Origin of the sequence: Ornithinibacillus gellani, from assembly GCF_003730295.1 — a bacterium.
Classification (GTDB): domain Bacteria; phylum Bacillota; class Bacilli; order Bacillales; family Amphibacillaceae; genus Ornithinibacillus_A; species Ornithinibacillus_A gellani.
In genome coordinates this window covers 1-17,008 of sequence record NZ_QTSZ01000016.1, presented here as the reverse complement: position 1 = coordinate 17,008, position 17,008 = coordinate 1, and the positions used below count along the sequence as shown (strand labels likewise).

The following is a 17,008-nucleotide window of genomic DNA, read 5'->3' as shown; positions in this document are numbered from 1 at the left end:
AATAAAAGCATAGGGGGAGTCCAATGGGTCAACATCTATTTCTGTTTGGTGGTGGGCCGCCATTTACGATAAAGTTGGCACAAAGATTTAATAACCTCATCCATAAAACGGGACCGATTTCGATCTTGGTTGTGGAGCGGGATGGATGGGAACAATATATGCCCAATTACACGAGAGCGTTGGAGGAAAGGGGCTTACAGCATTTTAGCTTTATTCCTCTTCCGTCTACACCAATTAAAAATGTTACCAATCAATTAAACCAAAGTGCGGGAATCATTATTGGTGGTGGGGATACAAGTAAATATGCGGATTATATTGTTGATACCCGAATTGCAGAGACCATTCAGGCAAGATACGCTGCAGGTGTACCAGTAGCTGGATTTTCAGCAGGAGCACTCATCAGTTTGGAGCATTGTGTCATATCTGATCAAGATCGTTTGGAATGTGAACGTGCACAACGGCCAGGGTTGGGCTTGCTAAAGCAAGTATTAATAGCGGTACATTTTTCGCAATGGAGAGAAGAAGCACATGCCAAAAAGATAGCAGCAACATTTACAGATAGTACCGTTTATGGCATAGATGAAAACACCGGTATCTATTTTCATAATGGGATATGTACAGAAATGGAAGGGAAGGGGGTTTATCTGGTAGAGGAAGCTGGATTGCAAAAAATTCATGGATGAACCAAATCCTCATGATCACATTTCGAAAAAAGAGTGCATACGTTCTCTTGTTGTGGTATAATAGAACAAATGTTCCTGTTAGGAGTGATGATATGAAGGCCTTCCTTATGAATGCAATGCAAACCAAAGCAACCATTGTCATTTATTATTTGGATCGTCATGGGAAAATCACGCAACGATATATTCGTGTTCTACAACTTACAGAAGATCACGTATTGGCATTTTGTTTTTATCGAAAAAAAGTCCGCACATTTAAGCTGGAAAATATGTTGTCAGCAGATAAGATTAGAAAAAGAACGGGAGCTTAAAGGATGGTATTTATAATGGACAATAAAAATATCGAATGAATAACAGGACTAGGTCACTTTATTCATTCGATACCCCACTTTGTATTTACACGTAAATTACATGGATTTATTTAAACTTTCTAATCTTTCTTTTACGATCTCCACATCTTCAGGTACCTTAGAAATAGCTAATGCTTTTTCGTACAATTCTTTTGCTTTTGAAAAATTTTGTTTCATGTCAATAAAATAAATATCTCCCCAACCAATATAGCTCCAAGGGTTATCAGGATAGTCAGCAGCTAGCTTACGAAAAGTATCATCGGCTTGGTCATATTTACCAAGAAAACTATAGGATTCTGCTAAAGAACGTTGCATATTATGAAGAATTAATACATCTTCTTTTGGGAAGAGATCGCAAAATTCTTGACAATAAACGATCCTTTTTTCAAAATAAGCTGGATTCTTATCTCCTGCTTTATTAAGCTCAAACTCTACATCTTGGACAAAATTTCGGATAGAAAAGACATATTCATAATGTTTGTCTAAGTATTTCAAGTTTTTTCGTGCGGGATTAACTCGATATTTAATTCCATCCCACAGTTTGAGCCATTTATCACAAGCTGCAATCGGGTCTCGATTAATTGAATCATCCATTCCACTCGTATAAAGCTGGCTCAACGCTTCGGCAGGTAGATTTTGAACTGGTGCAAATCTTTCCCATAAAACCCAAGCAGCACAATGTGTGAAATCTATTATTTGGGTATTTATTGAAATCGACTGTTGTTGGAGCCATTTATCGGTAATTTCCCCCGCTGCATAAAAAGTTTCCACATCTTGTGAAAATGCTTCTTCTTCAAATGAAATGCCTAATTCCTTTAACTTTTCAATGATTTCCTCGGAAGTAAGTGCATTCACTTTCTTATAAGAGGATAAATTGGGGATACGATGCTTTGCACGAGGTTCCATAGCTGGCGGACTAAGATCTGCCTTTAGCTTGAGCTCTTTCCCTATACAGCATTTTTTATATTTTTTTCCGCTGCCACAAGGGCAAGGGTCATTTCTACCTATTTTAATCATTTTTCAGAACCTCTTTTCGATGAAGGGATGTATTTATATTGTACTGCCCATCATAATATATTACGGTTCAATTCATCAATTCATAAACTCTTCCTCAAGCATCCTTTCTCCATCTGGGCTCGAACATTTTTAAAATACAGTATAGTGCAATTCTACCATCAGCTGTAAATGGTAAGAAATTAACGACATTCAATAAACAGAATGCGGCAAAGACATTGAAGTATAATCCGAGATTGGCATACCAAATAAGGCCGCCAATCATTGGCAGCACGATACTCGGTGCCAGGGATATAATGAGGATTTCTACAAAACGATCATCATTTTCATATGTAACCTTGCCACCAAAAAAAGTGATTTTACAAGTGATTAGTTTTTTATGAAATAGCTTGATAAATAGGAAATGAATCAACTCATGTAGCAGGAGGACAATAAATAATAGACCATATAACCACGCCATCGCCTGCAGCAATAGGATGAAGTTCTCCATTTAATTTAATTGCTTTCTTTTTGCTAGCAGCTTGATGAAGAAATATAACAAACAAAGAATGGCAATCCAGCTTATATAAGTAACGATGATTTGTGGTGTTAAGGAAAAAGTAGTAAACATTTCTTCCGGGCTCATCTCCATCGTAATTTTTAACCCTAGTTTGGAATGATACACCCCGGAGCGATCAATAGAAAATAACGTCGTTAAATAGTCGATGAGAAAAGCGACTAAATAAACGACTGTACCAATAACGATCACCTTAGACAGCTTCAATATAAGTGCTCCTCTCCAGTAAGTAATATTTAATCCCTATCAATACGATGAAAATAATCCCAAATAAGAGGATATTATCGGAAATTAAAAATAGTCCGATCGCCAAAACAATGCACAGAACAGAAGCCGCAAATTCATTTACAGAGCTCTTATGCTTCGGAAATATTATGCTCATAATAAGCGCCGATTCAAACAAGATGAGGCCATAATGCATGATTTGTATTTCATCAATTGGTAAAAATAGAACAATAATAATCAGCGGCAAATGAAGGATTATATTTAATATCGTTGTCGTCATGGTTTCCAGTGCAGCATCTAATCGAAATAAAGGATTCAATGTTCGATAGGAAGTCGTCGTACTAAAATAACGAATCGCCGAAAAGGATACGATAGGATAAACATATAAAAGTGTAGTTAAGGTAATCGTCATGTCCCTCGTGTCCACATAAGAAAGTATCGCGATGAGACATACAATGCCAATCAAGCTCAAGGTCAGTTTATTTCGGATAAATCCCAACACAATGACCATAAAATAATTCATCTGCTTGATCCGTTTCCATAGAAAAAAATCATGAGATAGATAGACATCGTCATCATCAGGCTTCAATACATAGATGCCATAGCCAACAAGACCAATGATGACGAGAAGACATAAGATGAGCGACCCAACGAGCGGAATATGAACCGCAAGCCCGGATTGCATGAATTTCTGATCAATTTGAAATCGAAACACAAAGAAATAAAAGAATAAAAACGCCACAAGCAATATGATATTCAGATTAAACTTAGTTAATCGAATGCGTTGAATAAGCGTATGAAAAACAAAATGATAGCAGGTAATACTGGCAAAAAACAGGATTTGACAATATACAAAAATGAATAGATTAAGGGTATTGGAGAAATAGAATAACTTCAGCATGGGAATAATAATGGCAAATATAATAAGAAATGAAAAGTAGCTTAATAGCAGCTTGAATAAAATACTTCCCATCACCACACTGTCTTTTTCAAAAGGAAGGATTTTTAGCTGATATTGCATTTTCTTCGTCAGTGAAAAGGATATGGTTACAATTAAATAAATAAAACCAGCAATAATGATGATGACATTAGATAAGCTGGAAAACAGATTCATCTCAAGTGCATTGGTTAGCTGATCCTTCGTAACAAACATTTGATTTAACTGCGACATATTCAAAATGTAATATGCAATATAAGCAGCCGCAAATAAAGCGAGCACCGCATAGCGATTTCGCTTTTTACGAAAGATGGGACTGGAAAAGATATTATGAAAAATTTCATTCAGCAATATTTTGGAAACGGTAAACGAATCGATCAATTTTTTCATAGGCATCCTTTAAGTCACCCCGGTTCATGACGATTTCTTCAATCTTCTTGACGTCGGTCACTAATTCCAGGCTTCCAGCATCCAATAAATACGTGTCCGCGCGCGGGTTTCGGTTGATATAATCCATGTTATGCGTTACCAAAATAAATTTGACCTGGCGGGAGTACAAATTGATAATATAATCCGTTAGTAAATAGCTTTCATAATCGAGCCCATTAAAAACTTCATCAGCAAGGATAAATGACACGTTTAATGACAGCGCTATCGATAGCTGCAGTTTTTTCTTCATCCCGTAGGAGTAATCACTAATTTTTTGATGCACAGCAGGCGTTAAATGGTATAACTCGATAAAAAAATCAAATGTTTTCTCATCCGCATGAGGGTAACGTGAAAACACGAACCGCGCATACTCATATCCTGTTAAATAATCTGGCAAGTAGAACTCAGAAGGAATATAATACATATTTTCTTTCGCCGTTTTCTCTTTCCGATCCACATCCTGTATCGTAATGGCGCCTGATTCAAAAGGGGTAATATCGCAAATGCAATTCAACAGCGTCGTTTTTCCGCTCCCATTGATACCGACAATGATATCAATACCGGATGCCGCAAACTTCTTCGATACCCGATCTAGTACAAGGTTTTTCCCAAATGACTTTTTTAATTGATTAATATGAATCATATGGCCAACCTCCAGCCTATAAATTAATAAAAAAATTCCGAAGGGTAGATTCCTAGTACTGCATTAAAGCAGCTGGTTTATTTTAAGGCTTACACCCAATTCCAATATCCCATACGCGAGGCCAGTTCCACTTTACTTTTCCGGAAAAGGTATAGCCTTTACTCGTACAATAAAAAGCGTAACCAATTCCCCCAATAAGCGCGATTAATACAATAACCCAAATGATCCATTTGTTTTCGATAACTTCTACATATCTCTCTTCTAAACTATTCTTGAGCGCATATAACCAGTTATACAAAATAAGCTCCACATTATTAAGCGAAATCATGGTATCCCTCCTCATTCTACCCTTCGGAATTGGCAGCGCTTTCAATGGTGGAGTATCTAAAAACCAGAAGATGCATGATCCGAACAACGAATTTATTTGATCCACTCCGTACAAATTTCTGCACTCTTATTATGCTTACGTCACGTACATGTTGTTTGATTATGTACAACCTTATCAGGGAAAGAAGAAATATGTCTATAGGTTATTCGCATGTAATTTTCGACAATGATTGACAAAATTCACTAGTCCCTTGGATGTGGGTAAATGCTTCTTTCCATAAAGAAAGTATTGGATAAAGCTGGTAGTTTTTAAAAATGATTCTAAAGTATGGATAAAATAAGCCATTAGTCCTCATTTTTACTCGGGATTGCTCCATTGAAGAAAACGGGAAAAAGCCTGCAGAACATAGGTGTTTCAAAGATTTATAGAAAGATTCATGTGGATTAGTCATGCAGGGGGAATTTTGCCATTTTTGCAAATGGAATGATTCGCTGTGAAACCTTTTGATGCACCGCGCGTATGAAAAATTGTACAACGCAAATGGATGTGAAAGGAATTGGGGTGCATAGACGTATGCATCCAAGCAATATCCGAAAAATGGTATACCAAACACATCAACTCGCTTTAATCATAAACCCAGTCATTTTATCATTCAAAAGTGCAACGATGAAATAGGAAGACAACCGTATAGTATGACATCCATGTTGACAGACAAAAGCGAATACAAGGAGGACATCAAAATGAAGAAATACATCATGCTTGCATGCTTATTATTGTTTACTAGTATACTTTTAGTTGCCTGCGGTACGAAAGAAAATGCAGATAAAGATCAAACTGAAAACACTTCCGGAACAGAAGAAACAGCCCAAAACAGTGAATGTATAGAGAAGGAAGATAAGTCGGATAATAAGAAAAAGGAAGACAATAAAGCAGACAAGAATGAAAATACAGATCAGCTATTAGATGAAATTACAAAAGTAAATAAAGAATTGAAAAGCTTTTCCTTTGAAACAGAAACCGATTCTTTGCAAACCTATGGCGACCAAGAAAATCACTTCGTCCACACCCAAAAGCAAGATGTTATCTTTGACCCGTTACAAGTAAAAGTCACCATGAAATCAGAGCAAGCAAAAGATTCGGATGAAGATTTGGGAGGCTTTGGTGTAGAAGAGTCTACGATATATATTGTAGATGGAAAAACCTATTCACAGCACTCTTTTAGTGGAGAAGAATGGAATACATCTGAAAACACATTCACAGATGATCAAATCATTGAGCAGGAAACATTAGACATCCGAAATATTATAGACCGTCTGAAGGATTATACAGATGAACAAAAGTTTGAAGAAACCGAAGACAATTATGTAATTCACATCTTGATCAATCCAGATAAGATAACGGAAAGCGATATAAAATCAATGGAAGAGTCCAATCTCGCTCAGGATGAAAATGCGCAAAAGAAGATGCTCGAAACCTATAAGATAGAAGAAACAAGCTATAAAATGACAATTGACAAGAAAACCAAATACTTGAAGACACTCGAATTGTCCAAAAAGTATTCCTATGACATGGACTTCGACGGCGAAGAAGGCACCATGTTAACCGAAGAAAAATCAATCACAACCTACACCAACCATAATAATGTAGATGAAATTGCATTGCCGGATGATGTGAAATAAACAGGACTAAGAGCATGGATTATAAGCCATGCTCTGTTTTTTGGGGTTTCAGGAAGATTCACAAAATACCTATTTTGTAAATACAACCGATTAAAAATATTCAAACAAATGTATAGTTTTTAGCTTGCATACATGATACACTTTCTTATTATGCTACTTCATAAAGTTATTTTTTAAAGTTAGGAGGGACAATTATAAATAAGATAAGTAGATAAATAAGCAAAAAGTTTTCTGAATAGACTGTAGACAAGGGAGTTATCATTAAATTATTTCAAAAAAAGGAAATTTTGAAATTATCATTATCATTTCCGGAAAGTGGGCTAACATGAATAAATGCTTGAAAATGTTCCATATTCTTTTATCATTTCTGTTAATCATTTCTTCTTTTATACCTGTACAAGCACAAGCAGAAGGTACACATCAAGCAAATGACTTTCAGAGAATGGAACAACAAAATACTGAATTAATAAAAGGTAAATTAAGTGAAAAAGTACGAAAAAGCTTTAAAGATCAAGACATGGTATCATTCTTAGTTAAATTTAAGGAAAAAGCAGACACAGAAAAAGCAGTTAAAAAGATGCAACAAAGAAGTTCAAAGCAGAAAATGGGTCAAGCAAATGAATTATTCCTGCAACGTTCCGCTGTCGTTTCAGAGCTGAAAAGGACAGCAAAAAAGGAGCAGCACAAGGTTATTAGTTATCTACAGCAAGAAGAAAAGAAAGGTAATGCTGCTACTATAAAGTCCTTTTTTATTGTGAATGGGGTAGCAGTAACTGCCACAAAAGATGTTGCGGAAACAATAGCTTCATTCCCAGAAGTAGAACTTATTTTACCAAATGAAAAGATCAAATTACCAGAAACGGAAACGAAACTGTTAACGGAATCAGATGACCTTATTGAATGGAATGTTGATCGTGTTGGTGCTCCTAATGTATGGAAAGAAGGGATTAATGGGAGCGGAGTAGTAGTTGCTACCATTGATTCAGGCGTAGATTGGAAACATCCAGCCTTAAAATCAAAATACCGGGGTTATCATCCGGCAGATGGAACTGTTGACCATCGTTATAGTTGGTATGATGCGACCGCAAATCAATCTGAACCATATGACGATATTGGTCATGGTACACATGTAACAGGAACCATGGTAGGGAGTGAAAATGATGGTTCAAATCAAATTGGTGTCGCTCCAGGTGCCAAATGGATAGCTGTTAAAGCTTTTTCAGAAACGGGTGGATCGGATGCAAATTTATTGCGCGCTGCTGAATGGATTTTAGCGCCAACAGATAAAGATGGAAATATGCGTGTGGATATGGCACCAGATATTGTAAATAATTCTTGGGCCGGAAATCCGGGCCTTGATGAATGGTATCGTGATGTTGTAAAGGCATGGATAGCTGCTGGTATTTTTCCTGTGTTTTCTGCAGGAAATACAGATTTATTTAACCCTGGAGGAGATGGCTCCATTCCAGATCCAGCCAATTACCCAGAATCTTTTGCAACTGGTGCAATTGATAAGGATAATCAGGTAGCGGGTTTTTCGTTACGAGGACCTTCACCATACGAAGACATCAAACCGGATATTGCTGCCCCAGGTGTTGAAATTCGTTCCGCTATTCCTGGAGGAGATTATGGCAAAAAAAATGGTACTTCCATGGCAAGTCCTGCTGTAGCGGGTGCAATTGCGTTATTAACCCAGTTTGATTCAGGAAAGAGCATCCAAGAGATGAAGGAATTAATGAAAAACACAGCAACAAAGCTTATAGACGATGAATATAAAGAGAGTCCAAACAATGGGTATGGACATGGGCTGATTAATATATATAATGCTGTCGAATCACTACAGGGTGGACTGGGTAAATTAGAAGGAACGATAGTGCAAGCAGAGTCAGCCAAACCATTAGTCGGAGCCGTTACTGTAAAAGAGACAAATCGTTCCACAAAAGCGGAGCCAGCAGACGGATCTTTTACGTTAATTCATCCGGTCGGAGACTTTACTGTGGAAGCGACGGCATATGGTCACTTTACTAACCAACAAGCAATATCTTTTGAAAAAGAAGCTTCTGCAACAGCAAAGTTTGTATTAACCGAAATACCTAAAGGGATAATCACGGGTACGATTACAGATCGTGCAACGAATGAGGTCATTACAAATGCAACAGTGCAGTTGGTCGAAGATGCTAACATTCCGGAAGTACAGTCAGATGGTAAAGGAAAATACGAATTAGAAGCATATGAAGGTCGTTACACATTGATGGTTACTGCGCCAGGGTACCATGATCAATCCGTTGAAATAACAATAGATCAAAAAGGGAAGACCGTTGATGTCAAACTAGATCCTTTTTATACATATCCAGGCGGAGAGTTAGGATATGACAATGGCAAAGTAGATAATGGAAGCATGTACTTTGCAGGAGGTGTAGGTTGGGCGGTAAGAATGTCTCTGCCAGAAGGAAAGAAATCAGCTGTAGTTACTGATGGTGTATTTCATTTTATAGATAAGGGTTACTCGGAAAGCCCACAAACAGAATTCGCAGTGGAAGTATGGGATGCTAAGGGTAACAATGGCTTACCGGGAAATAAGCTAGCTGGACCTATAAAAGCTGAAGCCCAGTTAGATGATTGGACGGTTGTTGATTTAAGAGAGCATAACATTAAGGTAGACGGTGATTTTTATATGGTATATGTCCAAACATTGGACTATCCAGACGCACTTGGTTTAGCAACAGATAATGGAAATCCATATTACAAAAGAAGCTATCAGTATCTTGATGGTATGTTCTATCCAGCTTTTGTGGAAGATGGAAACTATATGATCCGTGCACGTGTAGATTATGGTATGGAAAAGCCGGAAATTACATCACCTCGTACTGGTGAGAAGTCTGCTGACCCAGCGGTTACAATCGTAGGTAAAGCATCACCAACGGCAACTATTGAATTAACAAACAATGGGGTAGTTGTGGGGAAAGAAAAAGTGAATGAAACTGGAACATTTGAATTTGATGTGGAGCTTTCAATAGGCGACAATGAATTTATAGCTGTATCAACTGTAGAAGGACAAGTTACGGATAAATCTGATCCCATTACAGTACACCGTGAGAAACTAACAACCAAATATTTAAAACCATCAAAGGATGAATTTTTGATTTCAGGTGATACGTTAACCGTTGGATTTCATGGCAACTTGAGAGGTGCAGAGGCCTATTTCTCAGTCAAGTTACCTAATAATAAAATAGTAGTGAATCAGGTGGAGATGAAAGAAACCCTACCAGGTTACTATAAAGGACATTGGCAAATACCAGATCAACTTGATATACGAGATGGTATGATCGAAATAACTTATACAAATGGAAAAGATGAAACTTTAACGGAACAAACTAATGGACGCTTATTTGTTTATCCCGAGAAGGTCAATCGCATTGCTGGGGACATTAGATATGATACAGCAGTCGAAATCAGCAAGGAAGGTTGGTATAATGCAGAAAAAGTAATCCTTTCACGTGGTGATAATTATGCAGATGCACTGGCGGGAGTACCACTTTCTAAGAAACTGGATGCACCTATTCTGTTAACACCGAACAATAAACTTTGGAAAAATACAGAAAAGGAAATAAAACGCCTTGGAGCTAAAGAAGTAATCATACTCGGTGGTGAACAAGCGATTAGTAATGGTGTCGAAAAAAGCTTACAGAATGCTGGCGTTAAAATTCAGCGCATCTATGGAAAAGACCGTTTTGAAACAGCTTCAAAAATCGCTAAAAAGGTTGTAACGAATGAAACGAATAAAGTAGCGGTAGTAAATGGGATGGATTTCCCAGACGCATTATCAGTCGCTACTTATGCAGCACAAGAAGGAATTCCTATTTTGTTAGCAAAACATGACTGGATTTCCCAAGAAACGTTGAAAACAATAAAACAGCTTGGTATCGAAGAGTCCCTTGTTGTTGGAGGAACTAGTGTTATTGGGACCGGTATAGAAAAACAATTACCTAAAGTAACACGACTCGCCGGTCATGATCGCTATGAAACAAATATAGAAGTAGCGAAATATAGTAAATTGGAAGCGAAACAATTATATGTTGCTACGGGTAAAGAATATGCTGATGCATTGTCGGGGGCAGTATTAGCTGCTAAAAAGGATAGCGCGATTTTGTTAGTCCATGATCGGGTACCGAAAGTAGTATCAGATTACCTAGAGTTAAACGAAGTTAAAAATTTAACCTTACTAGGTGGCATACAGGCAATTAGCAAAAAAGTAGAAAATACGTTAGCGAAATTAGTGAATTAGTAGATTAGGTTAGGAATCCATCTGAATGGAAGATGGATTTCTAATTTTTTGTTTCTAATCAATACAAATATTGTGGACAGTATCCATGTTCTTTATTGCTATGGAAGTTCATTCTTGACGATCTCACCTTCATTCCAATCCTATGATCCTTCATCTCCCTCGTAAACTATTGGACCGAATTCAATAAAAAATGGTTCGTTTTCCGCAGCCTTGTATTTGTCCGGATCTAAAATATAAACATGCATGATAGAATTTTTTTGACTCTCCTTTTTTAAGTATAAGTGTCGATGGCGTAGTATTTAAATAACTATCTTCAATGATTGCCAAACCATAATAATATAGTATAGATGTGTTGTTCTGGATTGAACGCTCTCTGTTACTTTTTAATGTGAATTCGATAGTCATAGAGCCATCTCATCGTTGTATGCTGGGTATCTTTGTTTTACATTTGCGTTTGTTACAAAGTCTGTAAATTAATAGCTATGAAATGTTATTTCTGACTCGTCAAATGTTTTATCATACGATTGTTCCCCCTTTCAAAAGTTTGATTCACGTTATTTAATAATTAAATATTATTGGATATATATAAAATACAGCTAATAGTGGAGTGAGTATGCCGATATGTAGAAAACAAAATCTTAAAATAACGCGGATATTTGTTTATTATCATATGTGATTCCATTCCTGTTTTTTAAAAGTTGAAAATTCCTTCTTGATATATTATAGAAAAAAGGAATAAGGATATTGTGATGTGGTAGAAGCATGCTTATCGCCCCCTTCCTAGGGAGCATGGTTTTAATGTCATTCCCTATATCAGGTCTGGTTTGAGGTCATTAGTAAGTACATAAAATAGGGTGCTCCTATTAGGGCGACCATGACGCCTGCTGGGATGCCGTCTGGCTGAACGATATTTCGCCCGATGGTATCTGCCAGTAATAGTAGCCAGCCGCCAATTAAGATGGCCATCGGAATAAATAATTGATTTCTTGGTCCAACTAATGCCTTTGCAATATGTGGTGCCATTAAGCCGATAAAAGCAATTCCACCGGTGACAGATACAGCAGAAGCGGCTAATGCAACTGCTGTGATAAGCAATATCAATCTTTCTTTATCAACGGAAACGCCGATTCCAATCGCGACCTGCTCACTTAACCCAAGTACATTTAATCGATTGGCTTTGTATAGTGTAAATGGTATGAGAATGAGTAGCCATGGTAGCATTGCCCAAATAAAAGGCCAATCCGTTCCCCAAATATTTCCCGCCAACCATTTAGCAATGAAATCAACCTTTTCACGATCTGTGGAGGATATAAGCACCACCATCAGCCCCGATAGCGCCATGGAAAACCCAACACCCACTAGGACAAATTTGACTGGCTGTAAACCATTGTTTTTGTCAAAGGAAAATAAATAAATCAAGATTACCGTAATCATGGCGCCGATAAATGCTGCAAGTGGAAGCATATAAGCAAATTTGCCGACGTCAATAGGGGCAAACAAAAAGAATAGTGCAACTGCAACGCCAGCCCCAGAATTAATTCCGATAATGCCTGGATCAGCAAGGTCATTTCTAGTGATTCCTTGTAAAATCGCACCAGATAAGGCAAGTGCCATTCCCGCCAAGATTGTAATCACGATTCGTGGCAAGCGCACAGAAAATAAAATGAATGACTCTTTAAAGTCACCTTGGCCGAATAACGTTGGTAAAATCCGATCATAGGTTAAGGATGAGAATCCGATTCGGATACTGATCATGGCGGTTATCAGGATGAGTATGATAAATAGAATAAATAAAAGACGTTGTTTTTTTACACCTGTTGAACGAATCATAGGCTTGCACTTCCTTTACGCACAATCATCAAGAAAAATGGTAATCCCAATATAGCTGCCACTGCGATAATTGGTGTTTCAAATGGCGCATTTAAGGTACGAGCAATCGTATCAGCAAAAAGCATGAAGATGGCACCAACAATGGCGGACATTGGAATGACGGAGCGATAGTCTGTCCCAATAATGGCACGAACGATATGCGGTATCATTAGGCCGACAAAAGCAATATTCCCCACCAATGCAACAGCTGTTCCTGCAAGTATAATCACGACTAGGAATAAGATGGTTTTGATCATGGCCGTATTTTGTCCCAAGCCAATTGCGACTTCTTCATTCAAACTAAGAATCGTGAGCTGTTTGGCTAGTCCAATGGCCAAAAGGATACCAAATACAATAAAAGGCACGATTACATATAGCTGCGTCCAGGTCGTCCCGATAAAGCCTCCAGCAGTCCACATCGATATATCCTTGGAAACCTTGAAATAAATTCCAACTCCCTGTTCAACTGCATAGAGCAATGCGGATACTGCTGCACCAGCAAGTACAATACGAAAAGAAGAAAGCTTCCCGCCACCAAGTGCACCAATCCCATAAACCATACCAGCACCTATTGCTGCACCGATAAAACAGGCAATCATAATCCCGAAATAATGAATATCCGGAAAAAAGGCCATGGTGATAGCTAAAATAGCGTTCGCGCCTGCTGTGAGCCCAAGCAAGCCGGGATCTGCTAGTGGATTCCTAGTCATTCCTTGCATGATTGCTCCGGCTACAGCTAGCGCAGCACCTACGAACACAGCTGCCAATTCCCTTGGTAACCGAAAATCCCGTATGACTGAAATAGGTTCCTGCGTCCGATTGGTTGTGATGGCAAGCCAGACATCCGTAATCGAAGTATTGGCAGCACCAAATAAGATGGCAATTATAAACATACCAATGAAAGCACAAATGGATGCAGCATAAATATATATTTTTTTGTTTCGAATTTTGGGGTGTTTTATCGGCAATGTGCATCTTCCCTTTAAAAAAGAGGAATTCCATGATCTAAGAATCCCTCTTTATTCCTGTTAATCTTGTAAAAAATTTTCTTCAAAGAATTCCAGCTGATATTCCAGCGTTGTTGCATCATTAAAATAGAAGGAGCGCTGATCTACTTCAAATACATGTCCATTTTTCACAGCTGGAATATTTTTATATGTGTCCGACTCCAAATAAGAGCTGTCAGCACCACTGCTGCGGCTAAAGATCATATAATCACCAGCATATTTGGGCAATACCTCTAGCGAAAGGGCGTAATAACCATCCTTTAAGGCTATTTCCTTAACAGATTCAGGCATGTTTAATCCCATAGCTTGATAGAGGATTTCTGTTCCGCGTCCCCAATTGTCACCAAAGACGTATAATTGTTTATCAAAGTCTTCAATGACAGAGACAGTTGCGTTCGGGCCAATTTTATCTTTAATCTTTTCTCCCAGTTCTTTCGCTTCCGCTTTAAAACTCTCTACCCATTCTGTTGCCTCTTTTTCTTTATTTAATAGCTTGCCAATTTCAATATGCTGCTGTAAATAATCTACTTTTCCATACGTAAACGTAACGGTAGGTGCAATTTCTTTCAGCTTATCCACGTTTTTAATGGAGGATAATCCAATAATAAGATCTGGTTCCAGTTCGATAATCTTTTCCAGGCTCTCATCGGAAACCTCTTCTGCGTCTTTCAGTGCATCCGCGAAGTTTGGGTTGTCCATGGACCAGGAATCAGCACCTACAATTGGCACACCTAAATGTATGACATCACCAGCATAAGTGGAAAGTACAACAACACGCTGCGGATTTGCGGGTACTTCGACAGGGCCATTTTCCGATTCATAAGTGATTGTTCCAGCATCGTCTGTATTGATGCTATTATCTTTATCCTTGTTTGCGTCATCCTTGCTACTGCAAGCCCCTAAGAGAATAAGTACAAGTAGACTACTAAAAATGAATATTTTTTTCATGCGCAATTTCTCCTTTGAATGTATTGTATGTAAATGATCGATCCATAGTTGAGAATGATTATCAATATCAATACAATTAACTATAATATCGCACTTATAGGTTGTCAATGGTTAATTGGATGGAAATATATTGCTCTTATATTGAATATAAAAAATCATTCAGCCTTATAAAGGGAAGAAAGGGGGACAGCCGTATATTTATTGGAGGATATGAATAGAAAAAATAATATAAAAAAGTCTTAAAAATATTTAACAATCCACATAACCTGCCGATATAAGAGATGAATCACCTGGAATAACGGGGGATTTGCATGATATTTACTCACATTGCGCATGTAGAGGTGTATCGCAGGTAATAACTCCTAAATTAGGAGATATTATATAACTAGCATTTCTCAAGGATGGGGCCTGCTAGTAAAATAAAAAACATGGAGGTAGATTGATCATGATTATCAATCACAATATTTCAGCACTTAACACACATCGTCAGTTGGGTGCAAACAACAATGCAGTATCTAGTTCACTTGAAAAGCTTTCTTCAGGACTCAGAATTAACCGTGCAGGAGATGATGCAGCAGGACTTGCAATCTCTGAAAAAATGCGTGGACAAATTCGTGGATTGGACATGGCTTCCAAAAATTCCCAGGATGGAATTAGTTTGATCCAGACAGCTGAAGGCGCATTAAATGAAACGCATGCAATCTTACAACGTCAGCGTGAACTAATCATCCAAGCTGGTAATGGTGGAACGCTTGGTGAGGATGAACTTCAAAATATCCAAGATGAGATTAACGCTTTGAATAAAGAGTTAGACGGAATTGCAGACCGTACTGAGTTTAATGGAAAGAAACTTCTTAACGGTGAGTATGAAGGAACACTACAAATTGGAGCAAATGCTGAGCAAAGTCTGGAAATCACTATTAATCAAGGCGCAGAAGGTGAGACAGCTGGTTTCTCATCAACAGATTTAAAAGTAAACGATATCGATGTAACAGCAGAAACCTTTGATCACGATGATGAGCTGGCTAAAATTGATGCAGCGATAAAAAATGTTTCCGCGGCACGTTCTAGCCTAGGGGCAAACCAAAATCGTTTAGAGCATACAATAAATAACTTAAACAATGCATCGGAGAATCTAACAGCAGCTGAATCTCGAATAAGAGACATTGATATGGCAAAAGAAATGATGGAGTTTACAAAGAACAACATCTTAACACAAGCATCACAGGCAATGTTAGCACAAGCTAACCAAACTCCACAGGGAGTATTGCAACTACTGCGTTAATTTCCAAAAATGAAAGAAACTCTAGCCTTTGTTGGGTTAGAGTTTCTTTTTTGTGTACTTATATAGTAAATGCCAGCTCTGTTATTTTACTAAAGTTTAATCCGGTTGCTTCCTTTAAAAATAATAGCCGCATCAAGTTTGTACAATGAATGACGATTTGATATGGTTTTGTGTTTTGTTGTAATAGAGAAATTTTTTGTTTAAAAGCATCATAAAAATAGTTTTGCTTGTATGCGAATATTATTTGATCTAGATGTTGAAGTGTCTGATTAATTTCTTTTGTTGGATGTTTTAATGGGATGGAATTCGGCAGGTATAACGTTGTCCTTTTGTGATTTTGAACGTTCGGAAGATAAAAGGTTGTTATTGTTTTTCTATACATACATGTTTGCATATAGGGATTGATAAGGAATAAGAAGTACCTGATTTGAAACTGATCATATAAAATAATTCTATTTTGCTTATCTGTTTTGAAAACAAGTCCATATTTTTGTTCCAAAAAAGCAATTAATAGCATATTTTCTTGTTCGGAAAAGCTTTCAGTAGATAATATTATTTTTGTTGGTATACCATTAACAATTTTTAGATGCCCGTCATCCATGTACCACCAAGCAAGTGACTGTCTGATAAAATATGTATATAATAATCTCATGTTTGACAGTTAAAACCACAGAAATGCTTTCACACTTAGCATTTCTGTGGTTTTTTTAGTGTTCAAAAGTGAGTACTATTTATGTTTTTTTACCTCTTTTAAAATTTTTTTCATTTTTTTT

General features: G+C 37.5%; 15 protein-coding genes. 5 read left to right on the top strand and 10 right to left on the bottom strand.

The genetic code is table 11. The features are described from left to right. The first annotated feature begins 23 nt into the window (after window positions 1–23). On the top strand, window positions 24–683 hold the full coding sequence (locus DX933_RS03945) for a Type 1 glutamine amidotransferase-like domain-containing protein (RefSeq protein ID WP_123315185.1): 660 nt from the start codon (window positions 24–26) through the stop codon (window positions 681–683). A gap of 92 nt (window positions 684–775) precedes the next feature. Further along, entirely contained in the window at window positions 776–991 is a 216-nt protein-coding gene (locus DX933_RS03940; RefSeq protein ID WP_123315184.1) for a hypothetical protein, read from the top strand. Window positions 992–1,087: 96 nt separating this feature from the next. Here the strand turns inward: DX933_RS03940 and DX933_RS18355 are convergent, their stop codons facing one another. From DX933_RS18355 to DX933_RS03910, 6 genes are all read right to left on the bottom strand, one after another. Then, entirely contained in the window at window positions 1,088–2,047 is a 960-nt protein-coding gene (locus DX933_RS18355; RefSeq protein WP_190279406.1) for a tetratricopeptide repeat protein, read from the bottom strand. A 94-nt stretch (window positions 2,048–2,141) separates the two neighbouring features. Beyond that, the gene (locus tag DX933_RS03930) at window positions 2,142–2,534 is read right to left on the bottom strand and encodes a metalloprotease family protein (protein ID WP_123315183.1); all 393 of its coding nucleotides are present in this window, start codon (window positions 2,532–2,534) and stop codon (window positions 2,142–2,144) included. Further along, window positions 2,535–2,807, bottom strand: a complete 273-nt coding sequence (locus DX933_RS03925; RefSeq protein ID WP_123315182.1) for a hypothetical protein — start codon at window positions 2,805–2,807, stop codon at window positions 2,535–2,537. It abuts the gene before it with no gap. Continuing rightward, a complete protein-coding gene (locus tag DX933_RS03920) occupies window positions 2,794–4,158 on the bottom strand; it encodes a hypothetical protein (RefSeq protein WP_223805866.1) in 1,365 nt (454 codons plus the stop codon). The genes DX933_RS03925 and DX933_RS03920 overlap by 14 nt, the downstream gene beginning before the upstream one ends. Further along, complete coding sequence (locus tag DX933_RS03915; RefSeq protein ID WP_123315180.1) at window positions 4,103–4,834, bottom strand: ATP-binding cassette domain-containing protein; 732 nt, start codon at window positions 4,832–4,834, stop codon at window positions 4,103–4,105. Before DX933_RS03915 ends, DX933_RS03920 begins: the two co-directional genes overlap by 56 nt. A gap of 82 nt (window positions 4,835–4,916) precedes the next feature. Further along, window positions 4,917–5,162: a hypothetical protein gene (locus DX933_RS03910; protein ID WP_123315179.1), complete on the bottom strand. Its 246-nt coding sequence runs from the start codon at window positions 5,160–5,162 to the stop codon at window positions 4,917–4,919. 740 nt (window positions 5,163–5,902) lie between these two features. On the opposite strand from DX933_RS03910, the gene DX933_RS03905 reads away from it, so the two are divergent. Beyond that, window positions 5,903–6,841, top strand: a complete 939-nt coding sequence (locus DX933_RS03905; protein ID WP_123315178.1) for a DUF6612 family protein — start codon at window positions 5,903–5,905, stop codon at window positions 6,839–6,841. Between the two features lie 325 nt (window positions 6,842–7,166). Next, complete coding sequence (locus DX933_RS03900) at window positions 7,167–11,126, top strand: S8 family serine peptidase (protein WP_123315177.1); 3,960 nt, start codon at window positions 7,167–7,169, stop codon at window positions 11,124–11,126. An 813-nt stretch (window positions 11,127–11,939) separates the two neighbouring features. Here the strand turns inward: DX933_RS03900 and DX933_RS03895 are convergent. The 3 genes from DX933_RS03895 to DX933_RS03885 all read right to left on the bottom strand — a co-directional run bounded on the left by DX933_RS03895 (window position 11,940) and on the right by DX933_RS03885 (window position 14,950). Beyond that, entirely contained in the window at window positions 11,940–12,956 is a 1,017-nt protein-coding gene (locus DX933_RS03895) for a FecCD family ABC transporter permease (RefSeq protein WP_123315176.1), read from the bottom strand. After that, window positions 12,953–13,888, bottom strand: a complete 936-nt coding sequence (locus DX933_RS03890) for a FecCD family ABC transporter permease (RefSeq protein WP_123315218.1) — start codon at window positions 13,886–13,888, stop codon at window positions 12,953–12,955. Before DX933_RS03890 ends, DX933_RS03895 begins: the two co-directional genes overlap by 4 nt. Window positions 13,889–14,023: 135 nt before the next feature. Further along, window positions 14,024–14,950, bottom strand: coding sequence for an iron-hydroxamate ABC transporter substrate-binding protein (locus DX933_RS03885; RefSeq protein WP_123315175.1), 927 nt, complete (start codon window positions 14,948–14,950; stop codon window positions 14,024–14,026). A 445-nt stretch (window positions 14,951–15,395) separates the two neighbouring features. On the opposite strand from DX933_RS03885, the gene hag reads away from it, so the two are divergent. Next, window positions 15,396–16,235: a flagellin Hag gene (gene hag, locus DX933_RS03880; RefSeq protein WP_123315174.1), complete on the top strand. Its 840-nt coding sequence runs from the start codon at window positions 15,396–15,398 to the stop codon at window positions 16,233–16,235. Between the two features lie 58 nt (window positions 16,236–16,293). Here the strand turns inward: hag and DX933_RS03875 are convergent, their stop codons facing one another. Further along, window positions 16,294–16,887: a hypothetical protein gene (locus DX933_RS03875; protein WP_123315173.1), complete on the bottom strand. Its 594-nt coding sequence runs from the start codon at window positions 16,885–16,887 to the stop codon at window positions 16,294–16,296. Window positions 16,888–17,008 lie beyond the last annotated feature (121 nt).

Coding starts and splice junctions, on each gene's coding strand:
- DX933_RS03875 (WP_123315173.1), bottom strand. CDS start 16,887: ATGAGATTATTATATACATATTTTATCAGACAGTCACTTGCTTGGTGG.
- DX933_RS03940 (WP_123315184.1), top strand. CDS start 776: ATGAAGGCCTTCCTTATGAATGCAATGCAAACCAAAGCAACCATTGTC.
- DX933_RS03910 (WP_123315179.1), bottom strand. CDS start 5,162: ATGATTTCGCTTAATAATGTGGAGCTTATTTTGTATAACTGGTTATAT.
- DX933_RS03905 (WP_123315178.1), top strand. CDS start 5,903: ATGAAGAAATACATCATGCTTGCATGCTTATTATTGTTTACTAGTATA.
- DX933_RS03920 (WP_223805866.1), bottom strand. CDS start 4,158: ATGCCTATGAAAAAATTGATCGATTCGTTTACCGTTTCCAAAATATTG.
- DX933_RS03945 (WP_123315185.1), top strand. CDS start 24: ATGGGTCAACATCTATTTCTGTTTGGTGGTGGGCCGCCATTTACGATA.
- DX933_RS03890 (WP_123315218.1), bottom strand. CDS start 13,888: ATGTTTATAATTGCCATCTTATTTGGTGCTGCCAATACTTCGATTACG.
- DX933_RS03895 (WP_123315176.1), bottom strand. CDS start 12,956: ATGATTCGTTCAACAGGTGTAAAAAAACAACGTCTTTTATTTATTCTA.
- DX933_RS18355 (WP_190279406.1), bottom strand. CDS start 2,047: ATGATTAAAATAGGTAGAAATGACCCTTGCCCTTGTGGCAGCGGAAAA.
- DX933_RS03930 (WP_123315183.1), bottom strand. CDS start 2,534: ATGGAGAACTTCATCCTATTGCTGCAGGCGATGGCGTGGTTATATGGT.
- DX933_RS03900 (WP_123315177.1), top strand. CDS start 7,167: ATGAATAAATGCTTGAAAATGTTCCATATTCTTTTATCATTTCTGTTA.
- hag (WP_123315174.1), top strand. CDS start 15,396: ATGATTATCAATCACAATATTTCAGCACTTAACACACATCGTCAGTTG.
- DX933_RS03885 (WP_123315175.1), bottom strand. CDS start 14,950: ATGAAAAAAATATTCATTTTTAGTAGTCTACTTGTACTTATTCTCTTA.
- DX933_RS03915 (WP_123315180.1), bottom strand. CDS start 4,834: ATGATTCATATTAATCAATTAAAAAAGTCATTTGGGAAAAACCTTGTA.